Annotated in this window: 23 protein-coding genes and 2 pseudogenes; 8 read left to right on the top strand and 17 right to left on the bottom strand. The window is 66.6% G+C overall.

Features of this window, described 5'->3' with window-relative positions:
* Positions 1–46: 46 nt before the first annotated feature.
* A complete protein-coding gene (locus ACW7G1_RS05770; RefSeq protein WP_456978752.1) occupies positions 47–1,111 on the bottom strand; it encodes an NADH:flavin oxidoreductase/NADH oxidase in 1,065 nt (354 codons plus the stop codon).
* Positions 1,112–1,271: 160 nt separating this feature from the next.
* On the opposite strand from ACW7G1_RS05770, the gene ACW7G1_RS05765 reads away from it, so the two are divergent.
* The 5 genes from ACW7G1_RS05765 to ACW7G1_RS05745 are packed head-to-tail and all read left to right on the top strand — an operon-like array spanning position 1,272 to position 5,010.
* Positions 1,272–2,231, top strand: coding sequence for an acetyl-CoA carboxylase carboxyltransferase subunit alpha (locus ACW7G1_RS05765; protein WP_456978750.1), 960 nt, complete (start codon positions 1,272–1,274; stop codon positions 2,229–2,231).
* A 2-nt stretch (positions 2,232–2,233) separates the two neighbouring features.
* Entirely contained in the window at positions 2,234–2,497 is a 264-nt protein-coding gene (locus ACW7G1_RS05760) for a hypothetical protein (RefSeq protein WP_456978749.1), read from the top strand.
* 15 nt (positions 2,498–2,512) lie between these two features.
* Positions 2,513–3,841, top strand: a complete 1,329-nt coding sequence (tilS, locus tag ACW7G1_RS05755; protein WP_456978748.1) for a tRNA lysidine(34) synthetase TilS — start codon at positions 2,513–2,515, stop codon at positions 3,839–3,841.
* A 31-nt stretch (positions 3,842–3,872) separates the two neighbouring features.
* Positions 3,873–4,136 carry an exodeoxyribonuclease VII small subunit gene (locus ACW7G1_RS05750; protein ID WP_456961959.1) on the top strand — a complete coding sequence of 88 codons (264 nt, stop codon included), beginning with the start codon at positions 3,873–3,875 and terminating at the stop codon, positions 4,134–4,136.
* The gene (locus tag ACW7G1_RS05745) at positions 4,129–5,010 is read left to right on the top strand and encodes a polyprenyl synthetase family protein (RefSeq protein WP_456978747.1); all 882 of its coding nucleotides are present in this window, start codon (positions 4,129–4,131) and stop codon (positions 5,008–5,010) included. Before ACW7G1_RS05750 ends, ACW7G1_RS05745 begins: the two co-directional genes overlap by 8 nt.
* Before the next feature lie 303 nt (positions 5,011–5,313).
* Here ACW7G1_RS05745 and ACW7G1_RS05740 read toward each other — a convergent pair whose 3' ends face one another.
* The 5 genes from ACW7G1_RS05740 to pmbA all read right to left on the bottom strand — a co-directional run bounded on the left by ACW7G1_RS05740 (position 5,314) and on the right by pmbA (position 10,681).
* Positions 5,314–6,303, bottom strand: coding sequence for a hypothetical protein (locus ACW7G1_RS05740; RefSeq protein ID WP_456978746.1), 990 nt, complete (start codon positions 6,301–6,303; stop codon positions 5,314–5,316).
* An 84-nt stretch (positions 6,304–6,387) separates the two neighbouring features.
* Positions 6,388–6,942 carry a DUF2799 domain-containing protein gene (locus ACW7G1_RS05735; RefSeq protein WP_456978745.1) on the bottom strand — a complete coding sequence of 185 codons (555 nt, stop codon included), beginning with the start codon at positions 6,940–6,942 and terminating at the stop codon, positions 6,388–6,390.
* A gap of 98 nt (positions 6,943–7,040) precedes the next feature.
* Positions 7,041–8,381, bottom strand: coding sequence for a Yip1 family protein (locus tag ACW7G1_RS05730; protein WP_456978743.1), 1,341 nt, complete (start codon positions 8,379–8,381; stop codon positions 7,041–7,043).
* Between the two features lie 361 nt (positions 8,382–8,742).
* A complete protein-coding gene (locus ACW7G1_RS05725) occupies positions 8,743–9,288 on the bottom strand; it encodes a DUF4870 domain-containing protein (RefSeq protein ID WP_456978742.1) in 546 nt (181 codons plus the stop codon).
* Between the two features lie 82 nt (positions 9,289–9,370).
* Positions 9,371–10,681, bottom strand: coding sequence for a metalloprotease PmbA (gene pmbA, locus ACW7G1_RS05720; RefSeq protein WP_456978857.1), 1,311 nt, complete (start codon positions 10,679–10,681; stop codon positions 9,371–9,373).
* 112 nt (positions 10,682–10,793) lie between these two features.
* Here pmbA and yjgA point away from each other — a divergent pair, with 112 nt between their 5' ends.
* On the top strand, positions 10,794–11,366 hold the full coding sequence (gene yjgA / locus ACW7G1_RS05715; RefSeq protein ID WP_456978741.1) for a ribosome biogenesis factor YjgA: 573 nt from the start codon (positions 10,794–10,796) through the stop codon (positions 11,364–11,366).
* A 26-nt stretch (positions 11,367–11,392) separates the two neighbouring features.
* Here yjgA and tldD read toward each other — a convergent pair whose 3' ends face one another.
* From tldD to ACW7G1_RS05695, 4 genes are all read right to left on the bottom strand, one after another.
* Positions 11,393–12,835: a metalloprotease TldD gene (gene tldD / locus ACW7G1_RS05710; RefSeq protein ID WP_456978740.1), complete on the bottom strand. Its 1,443-nt coding sequence runs from the start codon at positions 12,833–12,835 to the stop codon at positions 11,393–11,395.
* Positions 12,836–12,917: 82 nt separating this feature from the next.
* Positions 12,918–16,784: a YhdP family protein gene (locus ACW7G1_RS05705; protein WP_456978739.1), complete on the bottom strand. Its 3,867-nt coding sequence runs from the start codon at positions 16,782–16,784 to the stop codon at positions 12,918–12,920.
* A gap of 20 nt (positions 16,785–16,804) precedes the next feature.
* Positions 16,805–18,310: a ribonuclease G gene (rng, locus tag ACW7G1_RS05700; protein WP_456978738.1), complete on the bottom strand. Its 1,506-nt coding sequence runs from the start codon at positions 18,308–18,310 to the stop codon at positions 16,805–16,807.
* Positions 18,307–18,912 (bottom strand): Maf family protein, encoded by a 606-nt coding sequence (locus ACW7G1_RS05695; RefSeq protein WP_456978737.1) that lies wholly within the window; start codon positions 18,910–18,912, stop codon positions 18,307–18,309. Before ACW7G1_RS05695 ends, rng begins: the two co-directional genes overlap by 4 nt.
* A 123-nt stretch (positions 18,913–19,035) precedes the next feature.
* Here ACW7G1_RS05695 and ACW7G1_RS05690 point away from each other — a divergent pair, with 123 nt between their 5' ends.
* The gene (locus tag ACW7G1_RS05690; RefSeq protein WP_456978736.1) at positions 19,036–19,812 is read left to right on the top strand and encodes an SIMPL domain-containing protein; all 777 of its coding nucleotides are present in this window, start codon (positions 19,036–19,038) and stop codon (positions 19,810–19,812) included.
* A 3-nt stretch (positions 19,813–19,815) separates the two neighbouring features.
* Positions 19,816–20,025 carry a hypothetical protein gene (locus tag ACW7G1_RS05685; RefSeq protein ID WP_456978735.1) on the top strand — a complete coding sequence of 70 codons (210 nt, stop codon included), beginning with the start codon at positions 19,816–19,818 and terminating at the stop codon, positions 20,023–20,025.
* A 13-nt stretch (positions 20,026–20,038) separates the two neighbouring features.
* On the opposite strand, the gene rlmH is transcribed toward ACW7G1_RS05685, so the two are convergent.
* The 7 genes and pseudogenes from rlmH to leuS all read right to left on the bottom strand — a co-directional run.
* A complete protein-coding gene (rlmH, locus tag ACW7G1_RS05680) occupies positions 20,039–20,509 on the bottom strand; it encodes a 23S rRNA (pseudouridine(1915)-N(3))-methyltransferase RlmH (RefSeq protein WP_456978734.1) in 471 nt (156 codons plus the stop codon).
* A 17-nt stretch (positions 20,510–20,526) separates the two neighbouring features.
* Positions 20,527–20,970 (bottom strand): ribosome silencing factor, encoded by a 444-nt coding sequence (gene rsfS, locus ACW7G1_RS05675; RefSeq protein WP_456978733.1) that lies wholly within the window; start codon positions 20,968–20,970, stop codon positions 20,527–20,529.
* A 38-nt stretch (positions 20,971–21,008) separates the two neighbouring features.
* On the bottom strand, positions 21,009–21,707 hold the full coding sequence (gene nadD, locus ACW7G1_RS05670) for a nicotinate-nucleotide adenylyltransferase (protein ID WP_456978732.1): 699 nt from the start codon (positions 21,705–21,707) through the stop codon (positions 21,009–21,011).
* Between the two features lie 31 nt (positions 21,708–21,738).
* Positions 21,739–22,785, bottom strand: coding sequence for a DNA polymerase III subunit delta (gene holA, locus ACW7G1_RS05665; RefSeq protein WP_456978731.1), 1,047 nt, complete (start codon positions 22,783–22,785; stop codon positions 21,739–21,741).
* A 2-nt stretch (positions 22,786–22,787) separates the two neighbouring features.
* Complete coding sequence (locus ACW7G1_RS05660; RefSeq protein ID WP_456978730.1) at positions 22,788–23,489, bottom strand: LPS-assembly lipoprotein LptE; 702 nt, start codon at positions 23,487–23,489, stop codon at positions 22,788–22,790.
* A 97-nt stretch (positions 23,490–23,586) separates the two neighbouring features.
* A pseudogene (locus ACW7G1_RS05655) lies at positions 23,587–24,099 on the bottom strand (class I tRNA ligase family protein); the annotation flags it as partial.
* A gap of 65 nt (positions 24,100–24,164) precedes the next feature.
* Positions 24,165–26,361, bottom strand: a pseudogene (leuS, locus tag ACW7G1_RS05650) (leucine--tRNA ligase); the annotation flags it as partial.
* Positions 26,362–26,485: the final 124 nt, after the last annotated feature.

Genomic DNA, 26,485 nt, shown 5'->3' with positions numbered 1-26,485 from the left:
GTGCCGTCCAACCGCATCGGCTGCACGGTATTAATGGTCGCGCAGCTCACCACGCACGCCCGTACTGCTCCGGCGGGGTGAATTCGGCGCCGAGCGCGTGTGCGGCGCGGCGTGGGAAGTACGGGTCGCGCAGCAGCTCGCGGGCAAGCAGGACGACGTCGGCTTCGTTCTCGGTGATGATCCGCTCGACTTGATCGGGCGCGGTCAGCAAGCCGACCGCGCCGGTGGCGATGCCCGCTTCGCGGCGGATGCGGCAGGCGAACGGCACCTGGTAGCCCGGTTGCAACGGGATCTTTGCGTTGGGCACGGCACCGCCGCTGGAGACGTCGATGAGGTCGACGCCGCGTTCGCCGACCAGCCGCGCCAGGGCGATGCTCTGCTCAATGTCCCAACCCTGGCCGTCAACCCAGTCGGTCGCCGAGATGCGCAGCCACAGTGGCAGGCGCTCCGGCCAGATCGCGCGCACGGCGTCGATGACTTCCAGCACCAGGCGGATGCGGTTGTCGAAGCTGCCGCCGTAGGCGTCGTCGCGCCGGTTCGACAGCGGCGACAGGAACTGGTGCAGCAGGTAGCCGTGCGCGGCATGCAGTTCGACCAGTTGGAAACCGGCGTCCAGCGCTCGCCGGGTCGCGGCGACGAAGTCCTCGATGACCTTGGCGATGCCGGCCGCGTCCAGCGCGTCCGGGACCGGCGAGCCGGCATCGAAGGCCAGTGCCGAGGGCGCGACCGGCGTCCAGCCGCCCTTTGCCGGCGCAACCGCGCCACCGCCGCGCCACGGGGCGTCGGTGCTTGCCTTGCGGCCAGCGTGGGCGAGCTGCACCCCCGGTACCGCGCCCTGGCCGTCGATGAACCGGACGATCGGGGCCCAGGCCTGCGCCTGCGCGTCGTTCCACAGTCCGGTATCGGCCGGCGAGATCCGGCCCTCCGGCGAGACCGCGGTGGCCTCGGCGATCACCGACGCGGCGCCGCCAACGGCGCGGCTGCCCAGATGCACCAGATGCCAGTCGTCGGGCACGCCGTCGCGCGAAGAGTATTGGCACATCGGCGAGACCATGATGCGGTTGCGGAAGGTCACTTCGCGCTGGGTCAGCGGGTCGAACAATCGGGACACGTCGTCACTCCTGGGTGGGTGTGTGGCGACAGTAGACACGCCATGGCGTCGTCGCGATGTCAGCAGCGGGCGGCCGGGCACGCCTCGGTACGGCCCGGGCCGGTCGGATAGACTGTGTGCTTCACAGCCATTACCGGCTGCCACTGGCCCTGGTCCACGCATGAACCCGAATTATCTCGACTTCGAACAACCCATCGCCGACCTGGAAGCCAAGATCCAGGAGCTCCGGCAGGCCAGCCGTGGTTCGGCGGTCGACGCGGACACCGAGGTCCACGCGCTGCAGGACAAGCTGCGCCGGCGGACCGCGCAGATCTTCCGCGACCTGAGCCCGTGGCAGGTCTCGCAGCTGGCGCGGCATCCGGCGCGGCCGCACACCAAGGACTACCTCCGGGTGATATGCGACGAGTTCCAGGAGCTGGCCGGCGACCGCGCCTACAGCGACGATGCGGCGATTGTCGGCGGGTTGGGCCGGATTGACGGCCGCAGCGTGGTCATCATTGGCCATGAGAAGGGCCGCGACACCAAGAGCAAGGTCAAGCGCAACTTCGGCATGCCGCGCCCCGAGGGCTACCGCAAAGCGCTGCGCCTGATGAAGCTGGCCGAGCGTTTCGAGCTGCCGATCCTGACCTTCATCGATACTCCCGGCGCCTATCCCGGCATCGGCGCGGAGGAGCGCGGCCAATCCGAGGCGATCGCGCGCAACCTGCTGGAGATGGCCGAATTGAAGGTGCCGGTGATCTGCACCGTGATCGGCGAAGGCGGCTCCGGCGGCGCGCTGGCGATCGGCGTCGGCGACTGCACGGTGATGCTGCAACACAGCACCTACTCGGTGATCTCCCCGGAGGGCTGCGCGTCGATCCTGTGGAAGGACGCCGGCAAGGCCAAGGACGCCGCCGAGCAACTGGGCCTGACCGCCGTGCGCCTGCGCGGGTTGGGACTGGTCGACAAGGTGGTGCGCGAGCCGACCGGCGGCGCCCATCGCAATCCCAAACAAATGGCAATCCGGTTGAAGACGGTATTGATGAACGAGCTGGACACCCTTGAAGCTTTGCCCACTGCCGAACTGCTGCAGCGTCGCTACGAGCGCCTGCGCGGTTATGGCGCCTACGCAGCGGCCTGATCATGCGCAATGTCACCTACGCCGCGTTGTGGGCCATCGCCGCCGCCGTGATGGTCGCCGGTGCGGTGGCCAGCCTGGAGGTCAACGTGATCTTCGCGATGATGTTCACCGGTCTGGCCATCGCGCTGTTTCTGGTCGCGCTGAGCTGCCTGCTGCTGGATCCCAGACCACGCGCCGGAACGTCCGGGGGCGACCGCTCCGATGACGAGCGCACCGGTGACGGGCGCCATGACGGCGACCACCGCCGCAAGTGGGGCCCTCGCTGAGGGTGGTGATGCGCGATGCGCCCGGTCGCTGCCCTGCTCGCTGAAGCCCTGCAAGCGCCCACCAACGGGCCGGTGTGCGTAGGTCTCAGTGGTGGTCTGGACTCGACCGTGCTGCTGCACGCGCTGGCGGGCATTGCGGCGGTCCGCGAACGTGGCCTGCGTGCCTGGCATGTCCACCATGGGTTGCACCCCGACGCCGACCAATGGGCCGGGCATTGCCAGGCATTTTGTGACGGGCTGGCGCTACCGCTGTCAGTGTCCCGGGTAACCGTGTCGCGCGGCGACGGACAGGGCCTGGAAGCCGCGGCACGGCATGCGCGTCATGGCGTCTTTACGCGAGGACTGGCCGATGGCGAGATCCTGGCCTTCGCCCATCACCTGGATGACCAGGCCGAAACCTTCCTGTTGCGCGCGATGCGTGCCTCCGGCCCCGACGGTCTCGGGTCGATGCAGCCGTGGCGAAAGTTTGGCCGCAGTCATCTGTGGCGTCCGCTGCTTGGCTTGTCACGGGCGACCCTGGAAGCCTATGCGGCCGAGCATCGCCTGCGCTGGATTGAAGACCCCAGCAACAACGACGAGTCGTTCGACCGCAACTTCCTGCGCCAGCGGGTGCTGCCACTGCTGCAGGAGCGCTGGCCACACGCCGCCGCTTCATTGGCGCGCTCGGCGGCGCTGTGCGAGCAGGCCGCCACGCTGCTCGACATACAGGATTCAGCGGCGTTGTCGGACGTTATCGCCAACGCCCCTGCGTGCCTGTCGCGTTCGCGCCTGTCGCAACTGCCGCCGGCCCGCCGCGCGCGCGTGTTGCGCCACTGGATCGGCACGATGGGCCTGCCGCCACTGCCGGCCGCGGGCATCGCGCAGATCGAGTCCGCGCTACTGCCCTCACCCGCCGACGCATCGGCCAATTTTGTCTGGCACGGCGCGGTCATCCATGCCTGGCGCGATCTGCTTCATGCCGGACCGCTGCAACCGCCGCTGCCAGACCAGTGGCAGGCCGCTTGGGACGGCACCGCGCCGCTGCCGTTACCCGGTGGCGGAACGCTGGCGCTTGATCCCGCCATCCCCGACGGCTTTGGCCGCAGCCTGCTGGTTCACGCGCGCCGCGGCGGCGAGCGGATTACCCTGCCCGGGCGTGGCCACAGCCATGCACTGAAACAGGTGCTGCAGGACTTTGCGATACCGCCGTGGCAACGCGTGCAGCTGCCCCTGTTGGCCACGACTGAAGGCGAACTGCTGGCAGCCGGCGACCGGATCCGTTCCGCCGCGCTGGACCAGTGGCTGCGCGACCATGACGCGTGCCTGCAATGGCGCCCGACGGCGCCGGAGCCATCGCTCGATTGACCATCCCCGAGCCCGGCGGCACACTTGCACCATGCCACGCAAAGCCACCCCCGAAGCATCACCGGTCGCCGATTTTGAAACCTCGCTCGACTCGCTCGAGCAGTTGGTCGAGAAGATGGAACTGGGCGAAATGAACCTGGAAGAGTCGCTGGCCGCCTACGAGCGCGGCGTCGGGCTGTATCGCCGTTGTCAGGTCGCGCTGGAACAGGCCGAACTGCGCGTACGCCTGCTCAGCGATCCCCAGGATCCCGCCAGCGCGGAAGAGTTCGCTCCACCCTCTGCGCCTGATGCTTGACCCGCAACTGGTCGTCTTGCGCGAGCGCTGCGACGCCGCGCTGGACGCGGCCTTGCCCGCACTCGACACCCGTCCCCAGACCCTGCATGCCGCCATGCGCCACGCCGCGCTACTGGGCGGCAAGCGCATGCGCCCGCTGCTGGTCCACGCCAGCGGCGCGTTGTTCGACGCCGACCCGGCGGTGCTCGACGCACCCGCTGTCGCGATCGAGTTCATCCACGCCTATTCGCTGATCCACGACGACTTGCCGGCAATGGACGACGACGCCCTGCGCCGCGGCCAGCCCACCGTGCATGTCGCCTTCGACGAAGCCACCGCGATTCTCGCCGGCGATGCGCTGCAATCACTGGCCTTCGCGGTGCTGGCGGAGACGCCGGTCGATGCCGACGTGCGGGTCGAATTGCTGCGTACTCTGGCGTTTGCCGCGGGCAGCCGCGGGATGTGCGGCGGGCAGGCGCTGGACCTGCAGGCGACCGGCAACGGCCACGGCATGACCATCGCCGACCTGGAGCAACTGCATGCGCTCAAGACCGGTGCCCTGATCCGCGCCGCAGTACGCATGGGTGCGCTTTGCAGTGGTGCCGGTCAGGACGCGCTGCGGGCGCTGGACCGTTACGCCGACGCACTCGGCCTGGCGTTCCAGGTCCGCGACGACATCCTCGATGTCGAAGGTGACACCGCGGTGCTTGGCAAGAGCACCGGCAAGGACATCGCCCAGGACAAGGCCACCTTCCCAGCACTGATCGGCATGCAGGCCTCCCGGGACCGGTTGCAGGAACTGACCGTCGCCATGGACGACGCGTTGGCACCGTTCGACCAACGCGCCGACCTGTTGCGGTCACTGGGGCAGTTGGCGGTGCAGCGCGACCGCTGAATGATGGGCGCCCGCCCGGCGAGCCTTATTCTCCGGTCGGCATCGACATGCCGCGTGCGAGGTCGGCCATCTCCATCTGCTGGTAACCTTCGGACGCGCCTCCGATTTCGTCCCCGATTGGGACGCGATGTTGAGGTTCCGGGCGTCGCTTATGCATCCGCGCTTGCGGACTCGGGAGCGCCACCGCTGCAACCGGCCAGCATGCCGGCAGCAATCAGCGCCAGTGGCAGCGTCGCCCTGCGCAGTGGTTCAAATGTCGTCACTTTCATGATGTTGCTCCTGTGCATGTGCTGCGCGTAATTACTAGTGGCCACGTGATCGCGCGACGTCGACGCGCTGCCACTCCACGTTGCCAGGGGTTTCCAACCGCCGAATCCAGCTCGCCGATGTGGCGTCGTCCATCAATGCGGTCAAGTGCATCAGCGCGCTTGAGTTGCGCTCCTGCCCGCTGCTGTTGAGGCCGATCAGCATCATCATCTCCGGCTGCTCGAGCGTGGCGCCTTCGTGCAGCTCGTCATACTCGCCGGTGGCCAGTTGGAACAACGCCTGGGCGATGCGTGCCGGCGCGGCAATGGCGAACTCCCGCTCGCTCTGGGAAACCGTCACCCCACGATAGATCGCGGGTGCAAGCCCCGGTGCCGGCATCGGTTCAAAAGCAACTGCATCAGTCGGCTCCATTGGCTCAAGTGCCAGGCACGGTTGTCCCAGGCACATCGCCTGTGACGCTTCGTCCGGTGTGATCACGCGACGGCTGGCGGCGACAACGGAGGCACGTTGCCCCATCACCCCGGTCGTGACCAGGCGCCAGCTGACGTGAGGATGCTCCATGGCTGGCCCGGCTGGTGCCGCACGATCGCCGTACTCGGCGACCAGCATCCGGTGCCAGGACGGCGCCAGGTTGTAGCGGGTGATCTCGATGTAGGAATGCCTGACATCGGACCAGTCGCCACCGGGCGATCCTTGATGGCGAGTGATGCGGTAGCGGGCTCTGGCCGGGATACCGTCCGCGCCCAGTGACGCCTCCTGACTGTCGAACAACAGCATGCTGCGCGTAACCGGGTCCAGGTCGGAGTCGGGTGGCAACGCCGACTCCCCGGCATTGGGGAATTGGGCGTACCAGTCCTCGTCCACGATGGACTCGACATCCAGTGGCTCATAGCCCGGCGCAGCGACGAAGACATCGATGCGCTGCTCCAGTTGCTGCCCGAGCTCCGCCGGAAGCACTAACGAGTGAGCAGCCGGCGCGACACCGGCCATCAGCAGGAATACAAACACCGACACCATCTGCTTCATCGTGATCTCCTATTACCAGGCGCGTCCAACCATTGGCCGCACCGTATCAACCGCGTTATTGGCCGCACGACTCCCGTCACCTGCTCAGCGGTAGCCGCCCCCGGGCGGCGCATGCTGGTACCTGAGGCGACTGACCTCGCGCTCCAGGAAGTTGCGGTCGCGATGCAGGTCGCGCAGCTCCCGCAGCAGCCGGACCCGCTCCTTGTCGCTGGTGTCCTTGTCGTCGATGCGGTACTGGCGGGTCTTGATCTCGCGCTGGACGTCGTCCAACGCTTCCTGAGCGTCATGGATGATGCTGCCGCTGCGGTAGCCGGCCATGAAGTCACGCTCGGTATCCAATGGGCACACGTTGCGGTAGGGGTGACCGTCGCGCCCCTCGGTAAAGCCCTTGTACGGTGTGCAGTACAGCAACAATCCAGCCTCGCGTCCAGCGTCGTAGGCCACCGGGTCGGGGCGGACGCCGTATTCGGCGCAGGCCTTGTGATGCTCGAACAGGCGCGAAGTTGTCATGCCGCGGCTGCCGTCATTGCGACCCACCGCGTACCAGTCGCCGGTCAGGCATTCGCCCTGCGACAAAGTGGTGCAGCCTGACAATGCCGCGACGACGGCAAGTGCAGCGAAATAGTGACGACACGTCATGAAAGCTTCCTTGTGAACGGTGCGGATCCGAATCTGCCTATCCGTAGCATCTGTTACCGGAAAAGCCGCACGGACAGGACAGGCGGATACGAAATCGCCTACTGCTTCTGCTCGTCCGCACCCTTCATCGCAGCAAGGCGTTTCAGGTCGAGGCTGCCAACAATCCCCTTGAGCTGGTCCATGCTGTCGACCTGCCCTTTGGCCTCGACCTGGAAGCGGCCGCCGACCGAGATGCTGTACTCGCCGCGCTGGGATTTGTTGTTCCACTGCTCGTGGATCCGCTGACCGTCCAGGGTGTAGGTCTTTTCGTAGCCGTCGGCACTCTGACTCTCGGACTCACCACCGCCGCCAAACGCGTTGGCCATCGCCATCAACCCGCCCGTAGCAGGCGCGTCAGTCAGTTGAAGGTCCACGCGCTGACTGCGGTCGGCATTGGCGTAGCCGGCCTTGGCTTCAGTGATCTGCATGCCCATGGCGCCATTGCGGCTGGACGACAGACTTTCACGCGTGAGATTGCCGATCGATTCGGGCAGGAACGCCTTGAGTTGATCGGGCGCCAGCGAAGCGGCGACCTTGCCATCCTTGCCGCCGAGCATCGCGCCCATCATCGCGCCCATGACTTGTTCCGCCTGCGCAGCCTGCGCGTTCGCATCAGCGTCAGATCCGTTGGAGCTGGACCGGGCGTCGGAACCGGAACTGGTGGAACCGCTGTTGCCGGCTTCGGCCTGCGCCTCGGCTGCTGCCTGCATGCGCTGGCCCATTGCGGCCAACCGACCAAGCTGGCTGTCCTCGTCGAAGGTGACGTTGTCCTTGTCGCCGCCATATGCACCGCCACCGACCGCAGCACCGGTCAGGCCGGCCATGCCGGTGAATCCGGCAACCACCACGCCCAGCAACAAGGTCAGCACCACGGTGATGACCACGCTGACCGCGGTGTAGCCAGCCGCCTTCTCCGGCGGGCACTTCATCGTGTGCGGCAGGCCAAGGTAAAGCAGATAGATGCTGTAGATGCCGCCCGCCAGCGCGATCAGCCAACCCAGCCACGGGATGATGGTCGCGATGCCGGCAATCCAGGCCGCCGTCCACGCATAAGCAACGACCTTGAGCGCCTGCAACTGGTTCTTCTGGCCGCCGAATGTCGGCGCCAATGCGTTGATGATCAGCGCGATGACGTACAGCATCACCAGACCCAGGATGTAGCTGACAACCATCCCGAACAAGCCCGCCATGATCGATGTCGTCACCGACACGCCGAACACACTGTGGCCAATCAGGCTGCCCTTGATGAAACCGAACACAGCCGGTATTGCCGCCAGGATCATGATGTAGCCGGTGTACAGGCTCTTGACGCTGGCCGGCTCATCGGCGATGACCGGCCACTCGCGCTTGGGCGAGAGCAGGATCGATTTGGCGCGCTCGACGATTTTTCCGATATCCATTACGCAGTTACTCCCCAGTCTGTCTGGCTTGGCATATGTTGGCGACGGACGCTGTCCGATAGGTGACCGGCGCACGGCCGGCAATCCGCTGCCGGTTGGTGATTGGCTCATGCGGAAGTTGGAGTTGCGCTCCGCCTTCAGGCGGCCCCCAATCATTTAACGGACAACCGGCTGACAATCGGCCACCAAGGTGCCAGCTGCACCCGCGCCGACTCACGCCGGAAAACACGCGGCTGGACCGCGAGGCCGAAATACCGTGCCGATGCGATTGCGGAGGTCTAGCTGGCGATGCTGGCGGGTAGGGCTGGCACCGTATCTGAAGCGCGCCGTGGCGACTGGCCAGCCCCGAAACCGACCGCAGTTACTTGATCAACCGCAACGTCAACGGATACCGGTAGGCCACGCCTTCGTTGGCCTTGATGGCGGCAATGATGGTTAATACCAGCCAGGTGATGCCGATGATGATCCAGCCGGGGATCGCAATCAGCAGGCCGATGCCGAGGGTCACGATCGACAACAACAACAGCGCAAACATCGCGATGCCGACCGTGATGTTGAAGTTCAACGCTTCCTTGCCCTGGTCATCAACGAACGGCATCGTGTCCTTCTTGACCAACCAGATGATCAGCGGACCTACAAAGGTGCCCCAACCGCCGACCGCAGATGTCAGCAGGCCTCCGACCAGAGCCGACAGGTGTGCAAACGTCGCCCACTGGCGCGCTTCGGAAGAGTGACCATCCGCGGGCGGCTCCGATGCCGGTGGCGGCTGGTTGAATGACGCGTTGAACGACGACTGCTGGCCGTCCGGTGCCGGAGGCGGCTCTGGCGGCGACTCCGGCGGCGTAGGCCCGGATGCGTCACGGAACGGCGGCGGCGTCCCGGGCGATTCGTTTTCGTTTTGGCTCATGGCGTGCTCCTGCAGCATGGGTTCGGCTCGAATCTCCCCCCAATCCCGATGCCGGTCAACTGCCGAAGGTCAGTGGCGCGCTTCAGCCTTCGCCGGCAACCGTCATCCGCCCGACCAGGATCGAGCCGGTGTGCACATGCGAGCGTGGATCGACATCGCTGCCCACCGCCTCGATTGCGGCGAACATCTGCTTGAGGTTGCCGGCAATGGTGATGCCGTCGACCGGGTACTGGATCTTGCCGTCCTCGACCCAGAAGCCGGCCGCGCCGCGCGAATAATCGCCGGTGATGTTGTTGACGCCCTGCCCCATCAGTTCGGTGACCAGCAAGCCGCGCCCCATCCCGGCCAGCATGGCGTCGAGATCACCACCATTGGCTGCCACCAGCAGGTTGTGCACGCCGCCGGCGTTGGCCGTGGTCTGCAAGCCGAGCCGGCGCGCCGAATAGCTGCCCAGGACATAGCGCTGCAACACGCCGCCGGCGACCAGTGCCGACTCACGGGTGGCGACACCTTCGCCATCAAACGACGCCGAGCGGAAACCGCGTGGCAGGAACGGCCGCTCGTCGATCGCGAACCAGTCGGGGAACAGCTGGGTGCCGGCACTGTCGAGCAGGAAGCTCGCGCGTCGGTACAACGCGCCACCGGAGACTGCGCCCAGCAGGTGGCCGACCAGCGACCGGGCCATCTCGGCCGAGAACAACACCGGGTACTGGCCGGTCGCGATCTGTCGCGGAGCCAGTCGCGACAGCGCCCGCTGCGCAGCCTTGCGGCCGATCGCTGCCGCCGACTCCAGCTCGTCGGCGGCCAGCGCGATGCTGTACCAGCCATCGCGCTGCATGTCCGCGCCGCGGCCGGCAATCAGCGCGCAACCAAGGCTGTGGTGGGTGCTGCGCTCGCGGCCGACGAAGCCGTGCGAATTGGCATACACCGACAGGCTGCTGCCGCTGCCAACCGAGGCGCCATCGGAGTTTTCCAGGCGCGGATCGACATCACGGCCGGCCTGCTCGCAGGCCAGGGCCAGGTCGATGGCCTGGTCGGCGTCGATCGCCCACGGATGCCAACTGTCGAACTCGCGGATATCGGTCGCCATCAGCGCCGCATCGGCCAATCCCGCCGCCGGGTCATGCTCGGTGTGGCGCGCAATCGCGCAGGCCTGGTCGACGGTGGCGGCCAGGCTTTCCTCCTGCAGGTCGGCGGTGGAGGCGCTGCCCTTGCGACCACCGAAGTAGACGGTCACCGCGATGCCGCGGTCACGGGTCGACTCGACGGTCTCGACCTCGCCCATCCTGACATTGACGTTGAGCCCGGCATCCTCGGAGCAGGACACCTCGGCCTGGTCGGCGCCATTGGCCTGCGCGCGCTCAAGCAAGCGTGCGGACAGCCCGGCGAGCATGTCCAGGCGGGCAGAACTGGCGGTGTCGGTCGGCACGGCCGCGTCAACGGGGACGGGAGTGATGTCGTTCAATGTCTTATCCTTGCAATTCGAAATGACGTGGATGTTGAAGATGCGTGGCAAAGACGAAGAAACCGGCGAATTTCGCGGCGACAGCCGCAGCCAGCAGCGTCGCGATGCGCTGGAGGTACTGACGCTGGGCCAGCAGCTGGTGGCCCTGACGGAGGCCCAACTGGCGCGGATGCCGGTTCCCGAGTCGCTCTTGCCGCTCATCAGTGATGCGCGCCGGATCACCTCCCACATCGCGCACAAGCGGCAAATGGCGTTCCTGGCCAAGCAGTTGCGCCGCGAAGATGACCAGACGCTGGAAGCGCTGCGCGACGCACTCGACGAGAAAGGCGACGCCGCTCGTCGTGAGACCGCGGCGATGCACCGGGTCGAAGCCTGGCGCGACCGCCTGCTGGCCGAAGGTGACGTGGCGCTGGGTGAGCTGCTCGACCTGCACCCCGATGCCGATCGTCAGGGATTGCGGCAACTGGTGCGCAACACGCTGGAAGAGCGCAAGCGCAACAAGCCGCCGCGCGCGTTCCGTGAGCTGTTCCGGCAGTTGCGCGCGATGATGCTGGCCGATGACGCGACCCGTGAGGATGCGCCTGTCGCAGACGACGACAGCGATACGCTTTAGCACCGTGTCCGACGGGCGGCAGGCGCTCACGCCTGGGTGCCGCCCACCGTGATGCCGTCGATCAGCAGCGACGGCTGGCCGACCCCGACCGGCACGCTCTGGCCGTCCTTGCCGCAGACGCCAACGCCTTCGTCCAGCGCCAGGTCGTGGCCGATCATCCTGACCTTCTGCATGGTCTCCGGGCCGTTGCCGATCAGCGTCGCGCCCTTGACCGGCGCGGTGACCTTGCCATCCTCGATCAGGTAGGCCTCGGTCGCCGAGAACACATACTTGCCGCTGGTGATGTCGACCTGGCCGCCGCCGAAATTGACCGCGTACAGGCCGCGCTTGACCGAGCGGATCATCTCTTCCGGGTCATGCGTGCCGGCCAACATGTAGGTGTTGGTCATGCGCGGCATTGGCAGGTGGGCGAACGATTCGCGGCGGCCGTTGCCAGTCGGTTTCATGCCCATCAGCCGCGCGTTGAGGCTGTCCTGCATGTAGCCGACCAGCACGCCGTCCTCGATCAGGGTGGTGCACTCGGTCGGCTGACCCTCATCGTCGATGTTGAGCGAACCTCGACGGCCCGGCAGGGTGCCGTCGTCGACGATGGTGACGCCGGGCGAAGCCACGCGCTGCCCCATGCGTCCCGCATAGGTACTGGTGCCCTTGCGGTTGAAGTCGCCTTCCAGTCCGTGGCCGACGGCCTCGTGCAACAGCACACCGGGCCAGCCGTTGCCAAGCACCACCGGCATCACGCCGGCCGGCGCGTCGACCGCCTCCAGGTTCAACAATGCCTGACGTAGCGCCTCGCGGCCCCAGGCCTCGGGCTTGCCGTCGGCCAGCAACTCGGCATAGCTGTAACGACCACCGCCACCGGTGGAACCGGACTCGCGGCGACCATTGTGCTCGACGATGACCCGCACGTTGAAGCGCACCAGCGGGCGCACGTCGGCCGCCAGCACGCCGTCACTGCGCGCGATCAACACGGTGTCGACGCCGCCGGACAGGCTCACCATCACCTGTTTGACCCGCGGGTCGGCGGCGCGCAGCAGCTGGTCGATCCGGCGCAGCGCCTCGACTTTGTCCTCGTTGGCCAGCGAGTCGATCGGATCCTCCGGCGCATACAGCGAATGCGCGTTGCTGCGCACCAGCGACCGGGTGGTGACCGAGTTCCCGTCACGCGCGATCGCGCGTGCGGAACTGGACGCGGCAATCAACGCCGCACTGTTGATCTCGTCGGAATAGGCAAAGCCGGTTTTCTCGCCGCTGATCGCACGCACGCCCACGCCCTGCTCGATGGAATGGGCACCGTCCTTGACGATGCCGTCTTCCACCGTCCAGCTCTCGCGCCGGGCGTGCTGGAAGTACAGGTCGCCAAAATCGATACCAGGACCGAGCAAGGTGCCGAATGTGGCTTCCAGTGCGTTGGCGTCAAGCCCGGCCGGCAACAGGAGACGGGATTCGGCAAGTTGCAGCGGTAAGGTCATGGGGCGCTCGGATAGGGGAAGTTGGGGAGTACCGCCGGAAACGCGGCAACGAGGGACGATATGCGGCCGGTGGGCCCGCGCTTCAACCGCTTGGAACCGGCTTATCGGCCACCCGACCCTGCTCGCGGCTGATGACCTCGACCTTCGGGTCACTCCACGGGCCGGTGACCCGATAGGTCTTGGCATTGATCTGCCCCAACGGCTTTTGCAGAACGGCATTGGCGGCGGCGCCGATTGCCGCACCGACCGGGCCGGCAGCGAGCGCACCAGCCACCGTCAACAGGGTGCCCGTCCTGGGCAGTACCTCGATGGTCTGGTTGAAGGTCTTCGCGCGCAGGTTGGCCGATCCGTGGATATTGATCCGGGCAGCGGGCCCGTCGATACGCAGGTTGTCGCTGCTTGCCTCGCCACCGGCGAAGCGGATATCACCGCCGGCCTGGTTGAAGGCAAAACCCTTGAAGAAGAAATCACCGAAGTCCAGGGTCAATCGTCGGGGCAATTCGGCCAGGCTGAGCAGCCCGAGCACCCGGCCCGCCCCCGGCTCGACCTCGAGCAGCCGGCCGTCGCGAACATCCAGGTGGAGACGGCCGGCAAGCGATGCCAACCCGAATTGCGCCGGGCCTCCCGCCCAGCCGGCGTCCATCTGCACGCTGCCCGCCCCGCCTTCCAACCGCCCGGCAAAACCAAAGTCGGCCAGTAGCTGGCCCAGGTCTTCACTTTGCAGCTTGGCGCTGAGTTCCGTGCGTGCGGTCGCGCCCGTGCCCGTCCAGCTGCCGCTGGCATCAATGGATTGTCCGGGTTCACGGACCTGCAAGCGCTCAAGTTGCAGGCCGTTCGCCATGGAATGGGTGCGCACCAGCGCAGTGCCCAGCCGGGCATCGCCGATGCCCAGGTCGGCGATATCCAGCGACAAGGGTGGGATACGACGCGGATCGATGGCGTCAGCGGTGCCGGTGGTGCCGGCCGCCGTCGAGGTCGACGACGGTGCCGGGGTTGGCGATGGGACCGGCTGCCAATACACCCGCTGGAAGCTTCCGGTCACCGCCGCGCCGGCGGCCGGCGGCACCAGTAGATCGCCTTGCAACGCCTCCCCTTCGAACCGCACGCGGGTCGCGCCGTTCGCAACCGGTTCGGCCAGCAATCGGGTATGCGGGAAGTTGCCTCCCAACAGGTGCAGGCGGCGCGCGGTGACGTCCATGCGTCGCAATGCCATTGCGCTGTTACCGGTGCCCCCACCGCGCGCCATCCCGACCCAGCCGATCGCATCGAAGATGTCGGCGCGTCCACTGACCACCAGCCCCGATGCCGGCGCCGCCTGCTGAACGACGCGGCTTCCCAGCGCCACGCGCACCCCGGTACTGCCACCAACGGTGCGCGCACGCAGGGCCAATACGTCTCCCAGGGCCACCTGGATCTCGCCGCTACCCAAAGGCAGCGGCGTCTCCACGCTCGTCGCCAGCACCTCGCCGGCAGGCTTGGCCAATGGCTCGGGCAGGCTCAGCGCGGTGCCGCGCAAATCCGATTCCAGCCGAAGCCGCGTTGCCGTCGTTTGACCCGCAGCCGACTTGGGTACCGTGAGCTCGACCGACCATTGCGACCGGCCATCCATGTAGGGTGCCAACCAGCCCAGCTCAGGCGCACGCTGCAGCAAGGCGTCACTGCCAAACGTGGCAACCAGCTTGCCTTCAAAAATATTCCCCGGGTGACGCACCAGGCCCTCGCCGGCCCGCAATGACAGCGTGCCCGCTCGCCCGTCGTGCCGAACCCGCAGCTCCGGCGCGCTGAAACCGTTGCGCGAATAACGCACCCGCCCATTGACCGCGTCGAAGGCGAGATCCCAACGTGGGTCGGCAAGTTTTGCGTTGCTCAATGCCACCGCACCCTGGATCGAAAATTCACCGTGCCCCATGGGCAGCACCAGCCGGAAATCGGTCTTGGCCGCACCGCTGCCGGTAATGGCATCAAAGGTCTCGGGCTGAAGTTCGTGCAGCGGACTGTCTTGCAGCAGTCCGATCAACTGTCCGATATCGGCATTGCTGCTGGCCTCCACGGTCAGCGCACCGTCACCGTAATCGTCTATGGCCGCGTGGATTGCGGGGACCTCGATAGCGGCCAGCGTGCCCCGGCCATCGAGACTGAAACCGTTGCCAATGAAGCTGGCGTCCAGATCCAGTCCGCTTGCCGCCGGCCAGCCTTCGTGGAAGGCAACGCTGGCATCGGTGATCCGTGCGCGCGCTTCGAAGCGGCCGTCATTGTCGACAAACGGCCAATCGTCGAGATCGCCCGAGATCAACGCCCGGCCACCGACAACGGTCCCTCCCACCAGCGCGCCATCAAGCCATTCCACCAACGACTCGGGCATCTTGTGGCGGACCCAGAATTTTTTGGCGACCGGCACCGCTGTCTCGTCCACCGTCGCGGCGAGGTCGATCCGGGGCCGCGTGCCGTCCCCCTGCCACCACAGACTGCCGCGCGCATCGGCGCCGAAGTCCTCGCCATCGACCCGCAGGCCCGCCGTACCTGCCTGCCAACCGTCGCCTTCACGCCAGCCCGTGATCGTTCCGTCCAGACGGACCTCGTGGACCATGCCGAAGCCCCGCGGCCAGTCGAATTGCACCGGCTGGCGCTTGTCCAGCCGCAGGCTGAAACCCGACGCGTCACCTTCAAGCCTGCCAGCGAGGCCACGCAGGCCCGGACTGTCGGCAACCGGCTTGAACTCCAGCCCTTCGACCGACGCGGTCATGGCCAGCGATCCATCACGCCGGCCATGCAGCTCGACCTGGCGCAATGCTCCCGACGGTCGTGCCTGTAGCAACCAGCGCCGCAGCGGCGCCGGCAGCCGGTCACTCAATGCCGCGATATGCGCCAGGGGAGCCAGATCGACCCGATCGGCCACCAGAGCGTAATGGTCCCCACCGGCCAACAGCAGGCCATCAAACACGTGCTGCTGACTGTCGGCGTCGACCCTCAGCGCCGGCGCATCCAATCGCCAGCCACCGTCAACCTGTTGCCAGCGGGCACGGGCTTCAAAGCGCTCCAGCCGCGCCACCGGAACCGCGGCGCCCTGGGCGCGCGCGTCCACGGCGGCGGACAGTGCGACCGGCGCGCCGCTCAGGGTCACGTCCTCCAGCAAGGTGTCCAGGGTCACCATGGCAACGCGCTTGTCGCGCAATGTCATCCAGGCTTCCACGCTCCCCTGTCCACCTTGTATTGCGACTCCGGCCAGTTGCAGCAGCGGCGACCATTCGGCCAAATCCACCCGATCAGCGTCTGCATAAGCGCGGCCATCGCCGCTATGGCGGTTGAACGCCAATACCGAATCAATCGGCGTGGCCACCTCGCCCGCTACCGCCTGCGGCCAGGCGCGCAGTCCGGCCCGAACCTGGTCAGCATCGACCTGCAGGCGCAAGTCGACCCGCGGCACCGTGATGTCGACGCCGACATCCGCCGCCAGCACCCTCAGCGCGCCGTCGATCACCTGCAACTCGCCCAGCCCTTCCAGCGCCTGGAACGGATCACCGCCACTTTGCTGTTGCCCAGGCAGTCCTCGCACCTGCCAGCGGCCGTCAGCCAAGCGCTCCACGGTCAGCTCCAGGTTGCGCAGGCGCAATTCCGACAACGGGACGCCCGGCAGCAGGCCGGCGTAGATCGACACCAGCATCTCGGTGTCGCCGACGGCAAACGCCTGCTCGCCCTCGCCAATGCGCAGGTTCTCCAGCTGCAGCAATGGCCCGCGCCGCGTCCATGCCGTCTCCACCGCATCAAAGGCGACCGGCCGACCGGCGCGCTGGCTCAACCACGCCGCAACTTGGTCGGGGTTGCGCTCGGCCAGCGGCAACACCTGGCTGGCCAGGCCGAGCACCAGCGCCACCAACACCAACGTGACGGCAACGACGTAGCCAAACCCGCGACGGGCGTGGCGCAAGCGACGGCGCAACGCAGTCGGCATGTCAGCGCTGGGGTTGGCGGTCAAAGCAGCACGACATCGAACTGCTCCTGCGCGTACTGGTCATCAGGCTGGAACCGGACCGACTTGCCCAGGAACTCCTCCAGCTCGGCCACCGCCGCCGACTCCTCGTCGGTAATCCTGTCGACCACCTTCGGCGAGGCAATCACCAACAGGCGTTCAGCGTCGAACTGGCGCACCTGCCGGACGATCTCCCGAAAAACCTCATAAACCACGGTCTCGGGCGTTTTCAGGGTTCCGCGGCCATTGCACTCGTGGCATGGCTCGCTCAATTGCCGCTGCAGGCTTTCGGTGGTGCGCTTGCGGGTCATCTCCACCAGCCCCAGCGGCGAGAAGTCATACACCGTGGTGCGGGCGTGGTCCTTGGCCAGTGATTTCTCCAGCGTCCGCAGCACTTGCCGCTTGTGTTCGGCATCGGTCATGTCGATGAAGTCGATGATGATGATGCCGCCCAGGTTGCGCAGCCGCAGTTGCCGGGCCACCGATTGCGCCGCCTCCAGGTTGGTGCGGTAAACGGTCTCCTCCAGATTGCGCTGGCCCAGGAAGGAACCGGTGTTGATGTCGACGGTGGTCATCGCCTCGGTCTGGTCGATCACCAGGTAGCCGCCGGATTTCAGAGGTACCTGCTTGTCCAGCGCGCGCTGGATCTCGTCCTCCACCCCGTACAGGTCGAAGATCGGTCGGGCGCCGGCGTAGTGCTCGATCTTTTCCACCAGGTCCGTGCCGTCAGCGGCGCCAGTGGAGTCCATGAACCGGGCCGCGAACGCGCGCAGCCGATCGAAGGTTTCGCGCGAATCCACCTTGACCTTCTCCACGTCGCGGCGGATCAGGTCGCGCACCGCGCGCAGCGGCAGCGTCAGGTCCTCGTATACGCATTCACCGACGCGTGCGCTCCGGGACTTCTCCCCGATCAGCTCCCAGACCCGGCTGAGATAGGCAATATCCTCGCCCAATGCCTCTTCCGGCTGGCCTTCGGCATTGGTGCGAACGATATATCCGTGCAACCCCTCGCCCGGCGCCAGGGTGGCAACGTGGGCCTTCAGGCGTGCGCGCTCGACTTCGTCCTCGATCCGCGCCGACACCCCGATCACCCGGGTGTTGGGCAGCAGGACCAGGTAGCGCGAAGGAATGCTGATCTGGGTGGCCAGGCGTGCCCCCTTGCTCCCGATCGGGTCCTTGACCACTTGCACGACGATTTCCTGACCCTCGCGCAGCAGCTCGGAGATGGGCCGGGTCGGGGGCGCTGGCAAGTCGGTCTCGTCGCCATCGCCCAACGGCGTCGGCTTGACGATGTCGGCCGCATGCAGGAATGCCGCGCGTTCCAGGCCGATGTCGATGAATGCCGCCTGCATTCCCGGCATCACCCGCTGCACCCGGCCCTTGTAGATGTTGCCTACCACGCCGCGCGCCCAGCCACGCTCGATATGCAGCTCCTGCAGCATGCCGTTCTCGACCACCGCCACCCGGGTCTCACGCGGCGTCACGTTGACCAGTATTTCTTCGCTCATGTCGCCTCCGCGCTGATCGCGTCGGGAGTCGACGCCGGGCCCAGGTCGAACTGCGCCAACAAACAGCTGGTCTCGTAAAGCGGCAAACCCATCACCCCTGAATAACTGCCGGCCAAACGTGTCACGAATGCCTCAGCAAAGCCCTGAATGGCGTACCCGCCGGCCTTTCCAAACGGCTCGCCGCCGCCGACATAGGCCTGGATACGGGCCTCCGTCAGCACCGCAAAAGTAACCTCGGAGATGGATACCGCCTGCAACTGCCGGCCTGCCGAGACCAGCGACACCGCCGAGATTACCTGGTGGGTGCGGCCGGACAAGCGCCGCAACATCGCCGCGGCATCGGCGACGTCGCCCGGTTTGCCGAATACTTCGCCTGCCAGCACCACTTCGGTATCGGCGCCCAGCACCAATGCATCCGGGTCGCCGGAACGCTCCAGCAACCCGGCCCTGGCCTTCTCACCGGCCACGCGACACACATAGGATTCGGCCGCCTCGTCCGGTCGCTGGCACTCGGCCACATCCAGCTGGAGCACCTCGAACGGCACGCCCAGCCGGGCAAGCAGCTCACGGCGGCGGGGGGATCTGGAAGCTAGATGGATCATGCCGGGAAAGCATAACCTGTACAGGCTGAGCGCCGGCCGACGCGGCCGGTATCGGTGGGGACGGCTCACGGCGTGTTCACCATCTTGCCCAGACCCTTCATATCTGCCATTCAGGAGCACACCATGCGTCCGACGCGACTTCCAAACCGACCCACCCTGCGCCCTCTGATCGCCGCCGCCGCGCTCGTGCTGGCGGCCACCGCGATGCCTTGCCTCGCCCAGTCTGCCCCCACGTCCATGCCGGCCAGCCGTGCATCGGCACCCGCCAGTACCGGCACCCTGCTGGCGGTATCGGCCCAGGGCGAAGCCCAACGCGTGCCCGATATCGCCAACCTGTCCACTGGCGTGGTCACGCAGGCCGCCGAGGCCGAAGCGGCCATGCAGGCCAATGCGGAGCAGATGACCAAGGTGGTCGCCGCGATTCGCAAGGCGGGGGTCGCAGAACGCGATATCCAGACCAGCGGGATCAGCCTGAACCCGCAATACCGGTACGCCGACGACCAGCCCCCGGCCATTACCGGCTATGAGGCGCGTAACACGGTCAACATCACCGTGCGCGACATCGGTGACCTGGGCAGCATCATCGGTACGCTGGCCAGCGTCGGCGCGAACCAGATCCAGGGCCCCAGCTTCGAGGTCGACGACAAGCAGTCCGCTTACGACGAAGCCCGCCGCAGCGCGATCGATACGGCCCGTGCGCGGGCGCAGATGTATGCCGAATCGCTGGACATGAAGGTGCGACGCATCGTCAGCATCAGCGAAGGCAATGGCGGTTTCGGACCACCCATGCCGATGATGGCGATGGCTAGGATGGAGAAGTCCAGTGCCGACGCTCCCGTTTCACCGGGTGAAAACACGCTGTCGGTCAATCTGGACGTGGTCTTCGAATTGGGGAGGTAAACCATGAACCATCCCGACAACAACCGGCCGCCGGCACGGAACCCCGACAAGCACGGACCCGGGCGCGACGAAGATGCCGACGCCGGCTATGCCGAGCCGAAGCCGCGCGACAAACACGATGCCCGCCAGCCGGATCCACGCAGGCCGCCCAACCCCGATGAAGGCGGCCTGGGTCGCAAACCCGAGACCGACCCGGGCGCGGCCGGCAACTGAACCGGGCCTACCGCTACGCGCGGTGGTACGGATGGTTGACCAGCAGCGCCGCGGCCCGGTACAGCTGCTCGGCAACCACCAGGCGCACCAGCATGTGCGGCAGGGTCAGCGGGCCCAGCGACCACGACTCGTCGGCGCGGGCCAACACCTCATCGGCGTGGCCTTCGGGCCCGCCAATCAACAGGGCCAGGTCCCGCCCCTGCCCCCGCCAGTGCTCCAGTCGTTGTGCCAGCTGCTCCGAACTCCACGGCTTGCCGCGACCGTCCAGGGTCACCACCAGCGGCGACTTGGGCAACGCCGCCAGCACGCGCGCGCCTTCATCGGCCGTGGCGCGGGCGATGTCATGGTTCTTGCCGCGCAGCCCGGGCTGGATTTCGATCAACTCCAGCGGCAACCAATGCGACAACCGCTTGCGGTAGTCCTCGAAGCCCTCGGCGACCCAGTGCGGTGCACGCTCGCCAACTGCAATCAACTTTGCCTTCATGCGAGCGGTTTCAGATGCTAGAGACCGTCTTCCGCGTCGGTCTCGCTGCGGTGGTCATCGCCATACTCGTCGATGGCTTCCGGCGGCTGGTCACCGACCGTCCACAGCCGCTCCAGCGCATAGAATTCGCGCACGCGCGGCAGCATGATGTGGACCACGACATCACCAAGATCGACCAGCACCCATTCCGCCTCGCGCTCGCCCTCAACGCCAATCGGCATCACATCGAGTTTCTTGACGAACTTGATCACCTCGTTGGCGATCGACTTCACGTGCCGCGACGAGGTTCCCGAGGCAATCACCATGTAGTCGGTGACGCTGCTCTTGCCGCGCACGTCGATTTCCACGCAATCCTTGGCCTTCAGCTCGGCAACCGCGTCACGCACGGTCTGCAGCAGGTCGTCCACGCTGGGCGGGGGACTGGGGAGGCGGGTCTTGATGACTTGGGCTTGACTGGTCAATGCAGGCTCTGGGTTGGGTGTGGGTTGGCGGGGTCGAATTATAACGAAGCCGGGGTGGCAACCCCGTTTGCATACAACCGGTGACGGTCGATATAGCCGGCGACGGCGGGCGGAACCAGCGCTTGCCACGGTTTGCCAGCGGCGATCCGCGCACGTACATCGGTGGCCGATTCGGGGTGAAGCGGTTGCTGCAGGCGCCATACACGGCCTGCCGGAGCATCGCGCAAAGCCCCGGGCCGGGTTGTCCAACGGTCCCTGAGGAACGTCGACAGGGGCTCGGGAAGCGTTTGATCGAGGTCGACCGCGGGGCGTTCGGCAACCACGAAATGCGCGAGTTCGAACAACGTCCGCCACTGTTTCCAGGTGGGCAGGCCCAGCAGGCTGTCGGCGCCAATCAACAAGGCAACCGGCGCTTGCGGCCCCAGTTCGGCGCGAATGCCGCGCAGGGTATCGACCGAGTACGACGGTGTGCTGCGCGCCAACTCGCGGCGGTCGACCAGCAATCCGGGCTCGCCAGCCACTGCCAGATCGAGCATCTGCGCCCGTTGCAGCGCGCTGGCACCCGGCGCGTTCCGGTGTGGCGGATCAGCGGCTGGCATCAGGCGGATGACGGCGTCCAGGCGATCGCGTGCATGCTGCGCGACCTGCAAATGGCCACAGTGCACGGGATCGAACGTGCCGCCGTAGAACACGGCCAAGCCGTCGACAAGACCGGTGCTCGCTCCGATGGCGGTCACTCCGGCGGCGTTCACTCCAGAAGCGCCCGGCTCAGGCACTCGAGCGCGCCAGCAGATGGATCGCGCGCGGCTCCGCGACCGCCAGCAGCAGGCGCTCCAGTGCCACCCACGCATCACCCGGCTCGCGCCCCTTGGCCATGCGGTCGACCCGCCCGACCTGCGATACGAACGCGTCCCAGTGGGCGGCGGAGTGGCGTTGCAACGCCCGGTGGTACATCGGCTGCTTGGAATCCCAGATCCGCTGCGCCTTGAACTCGCTGGCCAGACTGCCCCCGCGTGATTGGATCCGTGCCAGTGCGGCGGTGCGTTGCAGTTCCATCACCACCATGCCCAGCAATGCCGGCACCGCGACACCTTCCGCGCGCAAGCCGGCGAGCATCCGCGACAGCTGGCCGGCGTTGCCGTTCATGGCGGCGTCAATGACCCGGAACACGTCGAAGCGCGCCGCATCGGCGACCAGCGACTCCATGGTCGCCAGATCGAGGCTTCCATCGATGGCCAGCAAGGCCAGCTTGTCGATCTCTTGCGCAGCGGCCAACAGGTTGCCATCGATGCGCTCGACCAGCTGCTGCACGGCATCGGCATCGGCACGTACCCCGCGCGAGCGCAGGCGCTGCTCGACCCAACCGGGCAGCTCGTGCGGCTTGACCGGCCAGGCAATCGCGATCTTGCCAATCCGGCCGATTGCGTCACTCCATTTGCCGACGTGCTTCTTGCTCCACTCGCCGGTGGTCACCAGCAGCACGACATCGGCCGGGGGATCGGCGCAAAACGCACTGATCAATGCCCCTCCCTCCTTGCCTGGCTTGCCTGTGGGCAATCGCAACTCGATCAGGCGACGGCTGGCAAACAGACTCGGCGCGCCCAGACTGGCCTTCATCGCCGCCCAGTCGGGCTCGCGCTGGTTACCTTCGGCCTCGAACACTTCGCGTTCGGCGATCCCCTGGGCACGGGCGGCGACACGCAATGCATCGGCTGCCTCCAGCACGCGCAAAGGCTCGGAACCGGCGATCAGGTAGGCGGAGGCAAGCGACCCGGAGGCGAGCTGGGCAACCAGCTGTTCGGGTTTCAGCTCCATCGTCAGCGCGGAAGCGGGGGAGCCGGCTCGTCCGACGGATCGGTATCGGCAGGCTCTTCGGTTACCGGCGGCTCGATTACAGGGGTGTCAACGGCTGGGGGGCTGGCCGGCACCGGCGGCACCGGCGCAACGGCATTGGCAGCGTCCATGGCGGCCTGCGCCGCGTCCGTGGTCTCGATGAATACCTGTGAGGCGTCACCACTCCCCACCAGGGTCCCGCTGGCGGCCGTATCAAGGCGCCGCAGTATCGAGGCCGCCATTTCACGTTGCAGCTCGCGCACCAGGATGTCGCGCTCGCCCTCGGTTCCTATCGAGTTGTTCGGCACCGAGATGTAATCCCGGGACAGCTCGATATTCTGTTCCGGCACCAGCAAGCTGCCATCGCCATTGCGCAACTCGAATACCACCGCGTAGCGCAGGCTGAATTCCTGCGCACGGCCACGCGTATCCACGCTGATCGGGGTATCACCCCAGCGCTCGGCCTTCAATTCCAGGATCGCCGGGTTTTCCGTCGCCGCAGTCGCCGGCGTTGCGCCGGCGCGTACCAGCGACGCGGCCAGCGACGCGGCCAACGGGCTGTAACGACTGCTGGAGACGACCTTGACCGGATCCAGCCCGGCCGGCAATGTCAGCGCGTCGCGCAACTGGAAACCACAGGCAGACAACACCAGTGCGAGGACGAGGAAGGTCAGTGCTCGGATCATCGTGCGAGTCTGACCCACGCGGATGGGCGCATCAAGCATGAAAGCAACGCCGGGCTGAACCGGTCGCGGCACAAAACGACGGCAGGTGATCCACCACTCAGCCGGCCACGATGTTGACGATCTTGCCCGGCACTACGATCACTTTGCGGACCGTCAGGGCCGCCAGGAAGTTGGCCACGTGCGGTTCGGCCAGCGCCAGAAGCTCGACCTCGGCCTTGTCCAGGTTGACCGGCACCTCGATGGTGCCGCGCAATTTGCCGTTGACCTGCACCGCCATCACCACCGCATCGCGGGCGAGCGCGACCGGATCGACCTGCGGGAACGGGATATCCTCCAGCAGCGTCTCCGCGTGACCCAGCGCCTGCCACAGGGCATGGCTGGTGTGCGGGGTGACCGGGTTCAGCAGCAGCACCATCGCCTGCAGCGCCTCGTGGCGTACCGCCCGGCCCGGATCGCTCATGTCCTTGAACCGGCTGACGTGGTTCAGCAGCTCCATCAGCGCGGCGATAGCGGTATTGAAGGCGTGGCGGCGACCGTAATCGTCCCCGACCTTCTGGATGGTCTCGTGCAGCTGCCGACGCAGCGTCTTCTGCGCTGCGTCCAATACCGCCCCGGTCTTCAGCAAATCGTGGATGTCGGGGTGGTCGGGCTGGCCGGTGTGGGTCAGCAGTTCGCGCCAGAACCGACGCAGGAACCGCGCCATGCCTTCCACGCCGGCCTCGTTCCATTCCAGCGACAGATCCGGCGGCGCGGCGAACATCGAAAACAGGCGCACGGTGTCGGCACCGAACTTGTCGACCATCAGGCGAGGATCGACGCCATTGTTCTTGGACTTGGACATCTTCTCGACGCCGCCGATCACCACCGGCTTGCCATCGGCCTTGAGCGTTGCGCCGGTGATGCGGCCACGCTCATCGCGCACGATCGACACATCGGCCGGGTTGATCCAGTCCTTCGCACCGTTGGCTTCTTCGCGATAGAACGTCTCGGCGATCACCATGCCCTGGGTCAGCAGGTTGGTCGCCGGCTCGTCGCTGTCGACCAGGCCCTGGTCGCGCAGCAGCCGGTGGTAGAAGCGGAAATACAGCAGGTGCAGGATCGCGTGCTCGACGCCGCCGATGTACTGGTCGACCGGCAGCCAGTGATTGGCGCGCTCGTCGACCTGGGTGGCCGCGCCCGGCGAGGTGTAACGCGCGTAGTACCAGCTCGATTCCATGAAGGTGTCGAAGGTGTCAGTCTCGCGTTCGGCCGCGCTACCGCAGTTCGGGCAGGTGGTCTTGCGCCATTCCGGGTCGGCCTTGATCGGTGAACCGGTGCCCATGAACGCGACGTCCTCGGGCAATACCACCGGCAGTTGCTCCTCGGGAACCGGCACGGCGCCACAATCCTGGCAATAGACCACCGGGATCGGGCAGCCCCAGTAGCGCTGGCGGCTCACACCCCAGTCTCGCAGGCGGAAATTGACCCGACGCGCACCCCGGCCTTCGGCCTCGAACCTGGTGGCCAGTGCATCAAACGCCTGCTGGAAATCCATCCCCTCGTATTCGCCGGAGTTCACCAACCAGCCGCGCTGCGTATACGCCTGGCTGGCAAGGCCCTGCTGGAACTGCTCGACCACCTGCACCGCCGCGCCGGTGTCGTAGACATCGGTCGCACCGGCCTGACCCAGCGCACTGGCCATCGGGTCCGCATGCGCGCCCAGGTCACGGCGGATTTCCACCAGCGCATCGCGCACCGAGTCGGGGACGATGACCAGCTTGACGGGCAACTGATAATGCGTGGCAAATTCGTGGTCGCGCTCGTCGTGGCCGGGCACCGCCATCACCGCGCCGGTGCCGTAGTTCATCAGCACGAAGTTGGCGACGTACACCGGCAACGGCTCGCCGGTGACCGGGTGTAGCGCACGCAGGCCGGTGTCCATGCCGCGCTTTTCCTGGGTTTCCAGCTCCGCCTCGCTGACACCGCCTTTGCGCAGGTCGGCGATGAACGCGGCCAGGTCGTCGTTGCCGGCGGCCGCGTGGGTCGCCAGCGGATGTTCGGCTGCGATCGAGACGAACGTCACCCCCATCAGGGTGTCCGGCCGCGTCGTGAACACAGTCAATGGCTCCAGCTCCGTGTCGTCGGTATCACGCACGTCGAAGCGGATTTCCAGGCCTTCGCTGCGGCCGATCCAGTTACGCTGCATGGTCTTGACCGCGTCGGGCCAGCCCGGAAGGTTGTCCAGCCCGTCAAGCAGCTCCTGCGCGTAGTCGGTGATCTTCAGGAACCACTGCGGAATCTCGCGTTTCTCCACCAGCGCGCCGGTGCGCCAGCCGCGGCCATCGATGACCTGCTCGTTGGCCAGCACGGTCTGGTCGACCGGGTCCCAGTTCACCACCGAGTTCTTGCGGTAGGCCAGGCCCTGCTTCATCAGCCGCACGAACATGCGCTGCTCATGGACGTAGTACGACGGCTCGCAGGTGGCGAACTCGCGCGACCAGTCGATCGCGTACCCCATCTGCCGCAGTTGCGCCTTCATGTGCTCGATGTTGGCGTAGGTCCACTTCGCCGGCGCGGTGTGGTTCTTGATCGCGGCATTTTCGGCCGGCAAGCCGAACGCGTCCCAACCCATCGGCTGCAGCACGTTGTGGCCGGTCATCCGCTTGTATCGACTGATCACGTCGCTGATCGTGTAGTTGCGCACGTGGCCCATGTGCAGCGCACCGGACGGGTACGGCAGCATCGACAGGCAGTAGTACTTGGGCTTGTCAGACGCCTCGTGGGCCTCGAACGCGCGCGTGCCGTCCCAGAAGCGCTGGGCGGCGGTCTCCACGGCCTGCGGGTCGAACCCGTGGGCATTGGCGGCACCGTGATCGAGGGTGCGGGGGTCGATGGAAGCTTCAGTGGGCACGGCGTGGGACCGGAGATGGTTGGACCGGAAAGCCTACCGCAGCGCAACAAACCCTGCCATGCGGACGCGCGAGCCTGCCTTGGCACCCGTCATGGCACACTTGTTG

Source organism: Lysobacter sp. A378 (assembly GCF_054052125.1).
This window is presented reverse-complemented; position numbering and strand designations above follow the sequence as displayed.

What these genes read in the sequence shown, in the direction of transcription:
- ACW7G1_RS05705 (WP_456978739.1), bottom strand. Translation starts at nt 16,784, where the DNA reads ATGCCGACTGCGTTGCGCCGTCGCTTGCGCCACGCCCGTCGCGGGTTT.
- ACW7G1_RS05730 (WP_456978743.1), bottom strand. Translation starts at nt 8,381, where the DNA reads ATGGATATCGGAAAAATCGTCGAGCGCGCCAAATCGATCCTGCTCTCG.
- rlmH (WP_456978734.1), bottom strand. Translation starts at nt 20,509, where the DNA reads ATGAAGGCAAAGTTGATTGCAGTTGGCGAGCGTGCACCGCACTGGGTC.
- ACW7G1_RS05765 (WP_456978750.1), top strand. Translation starts at nt 1,272, where the DNA reads ATGAACCCGAATTATCTCGACTTCGAACAACCCATCGCCGACCTGGAA.
- pmbA (WP_456978857.1), bottom strand. Translation starts at nt 10,681, where the DNA reads ATGCTCGCCGGGCTGTCCGCACGCTTGCTTGAGCGCGCGCAGGCCAAT.
- ACW7G1_RS05745 (WP_456978747.1), top strand. Translation starts at nt 4,129, where the DNA reads ATGCTTGACCCGCAACTGGTCGTCTTGCGCGAGCGCTGCGACGCCGCG.
- rng (WP_456978738.1), bottom strand. Translation starts at nt 18,310, where the DNA reads ATGAGCGAAGAAATACTGGTCAACGTGACGCCGCGTGAGACCCGGGTG.
- ACW7G1_RS05735 (WP_456978745.1), bottom strand. Translation starts at nt 6,942, where the DNA reads ATGACGTGTCGTCACTATTTCGCTGCACTTGCCGTCGTCGCGGCATTG.
- ACW7G1_RS05750 (WP_456961959.1), top strand. Translation starts at nt 3,873, where the DNA reads ATGCCACGCAAAGCCACCCCCGAAGCATCACCGGTCGCCGATTTTGAA.
- ACW7G1_RS05695 (WP_456978737.1), bottom strand. Translation starts at nt 18,912, where the DNA reads ATGATCCATCTAGCTTCCAGATCCCCCCGCCGCCGTGAGCTGCTTGCC.
- tldD (WP_456978740.1), bottom strand. Translation starts at nt 12,835, where the DNA reads ATGACCTTACCGCTGCAACTTGCCGAATCCCGTCTCCTGTTGCCGGCC.
- ACW7G1_RS05690 (WP_456978736.1), top strand. Translation starts at nt 19,036, where the DNA reads ATGCGTCCGACGCGACTTCCAAACCGACCCACCCTGCGCCCTCTGATC.
- tilS (WP_456978748.1), top strand. Translation starts at nt 2,513, where the DNA reads ATGCGCCCGGTCGCTGCCCTGCTCGCTGAAGCCCTGCAAGCGCCCACC.
- ACW7G1_RS05760 (WP_456978749.1), top strand. Translation starts at nt 2,234, where the DNA reads ATGCGCAATGTCACCTACGCCGCGTTGTGGGCCATCGCCGCCGCCGTG.
- ACW7G1_RS05660 (WP_456978730.1), bottom strand. Translation starts at nt 23,489, where the DNA reads ATGATCCGAGCACTGACCTTCCTCGTCCTCGCACTGGTGTTGTCTGCC.
- ACW7G1_RS05740 (WP_456978746.1), bottom strand. Translation starts at nt 6,303, where the DNA reads ATGAAGCAGATGGTGTCGGTGTTTGTATTCCTGCTGATGGCCGGTGTC.
- ACW7G1_RS05725 (WP_456978742.1), bottom strand. Translation starts at nt 9,288, where the DNA reads ATGAGCCAAAACGAAAACGAATCGCCCGGGACGCCGCCGCCGTTCCGT.
- ACW7G1_RS05685 (WP_456978735.1), top strand. Translation starts at nt 19,816, where the DNA reads ATGAACCATCCCGACAACAACCGGCCGCCGGCACGGAACCCCGACAAG.
- yjgA (WP_456978741.1), top strand. Translation starts at nt 10,794, where the DNA reads ATGCGTGGCAAAGACGAAGAAACCGGCGAATTTCGCGGCGACAGCCGC.
- holA (WP_456978731.1), bottom strand. Translation starts at nt 22,785, where the DNA reads ATGGAGCTGAAACCCGAACAGCTGGTTGCCCAGCTCGCCTCCGGGTCG.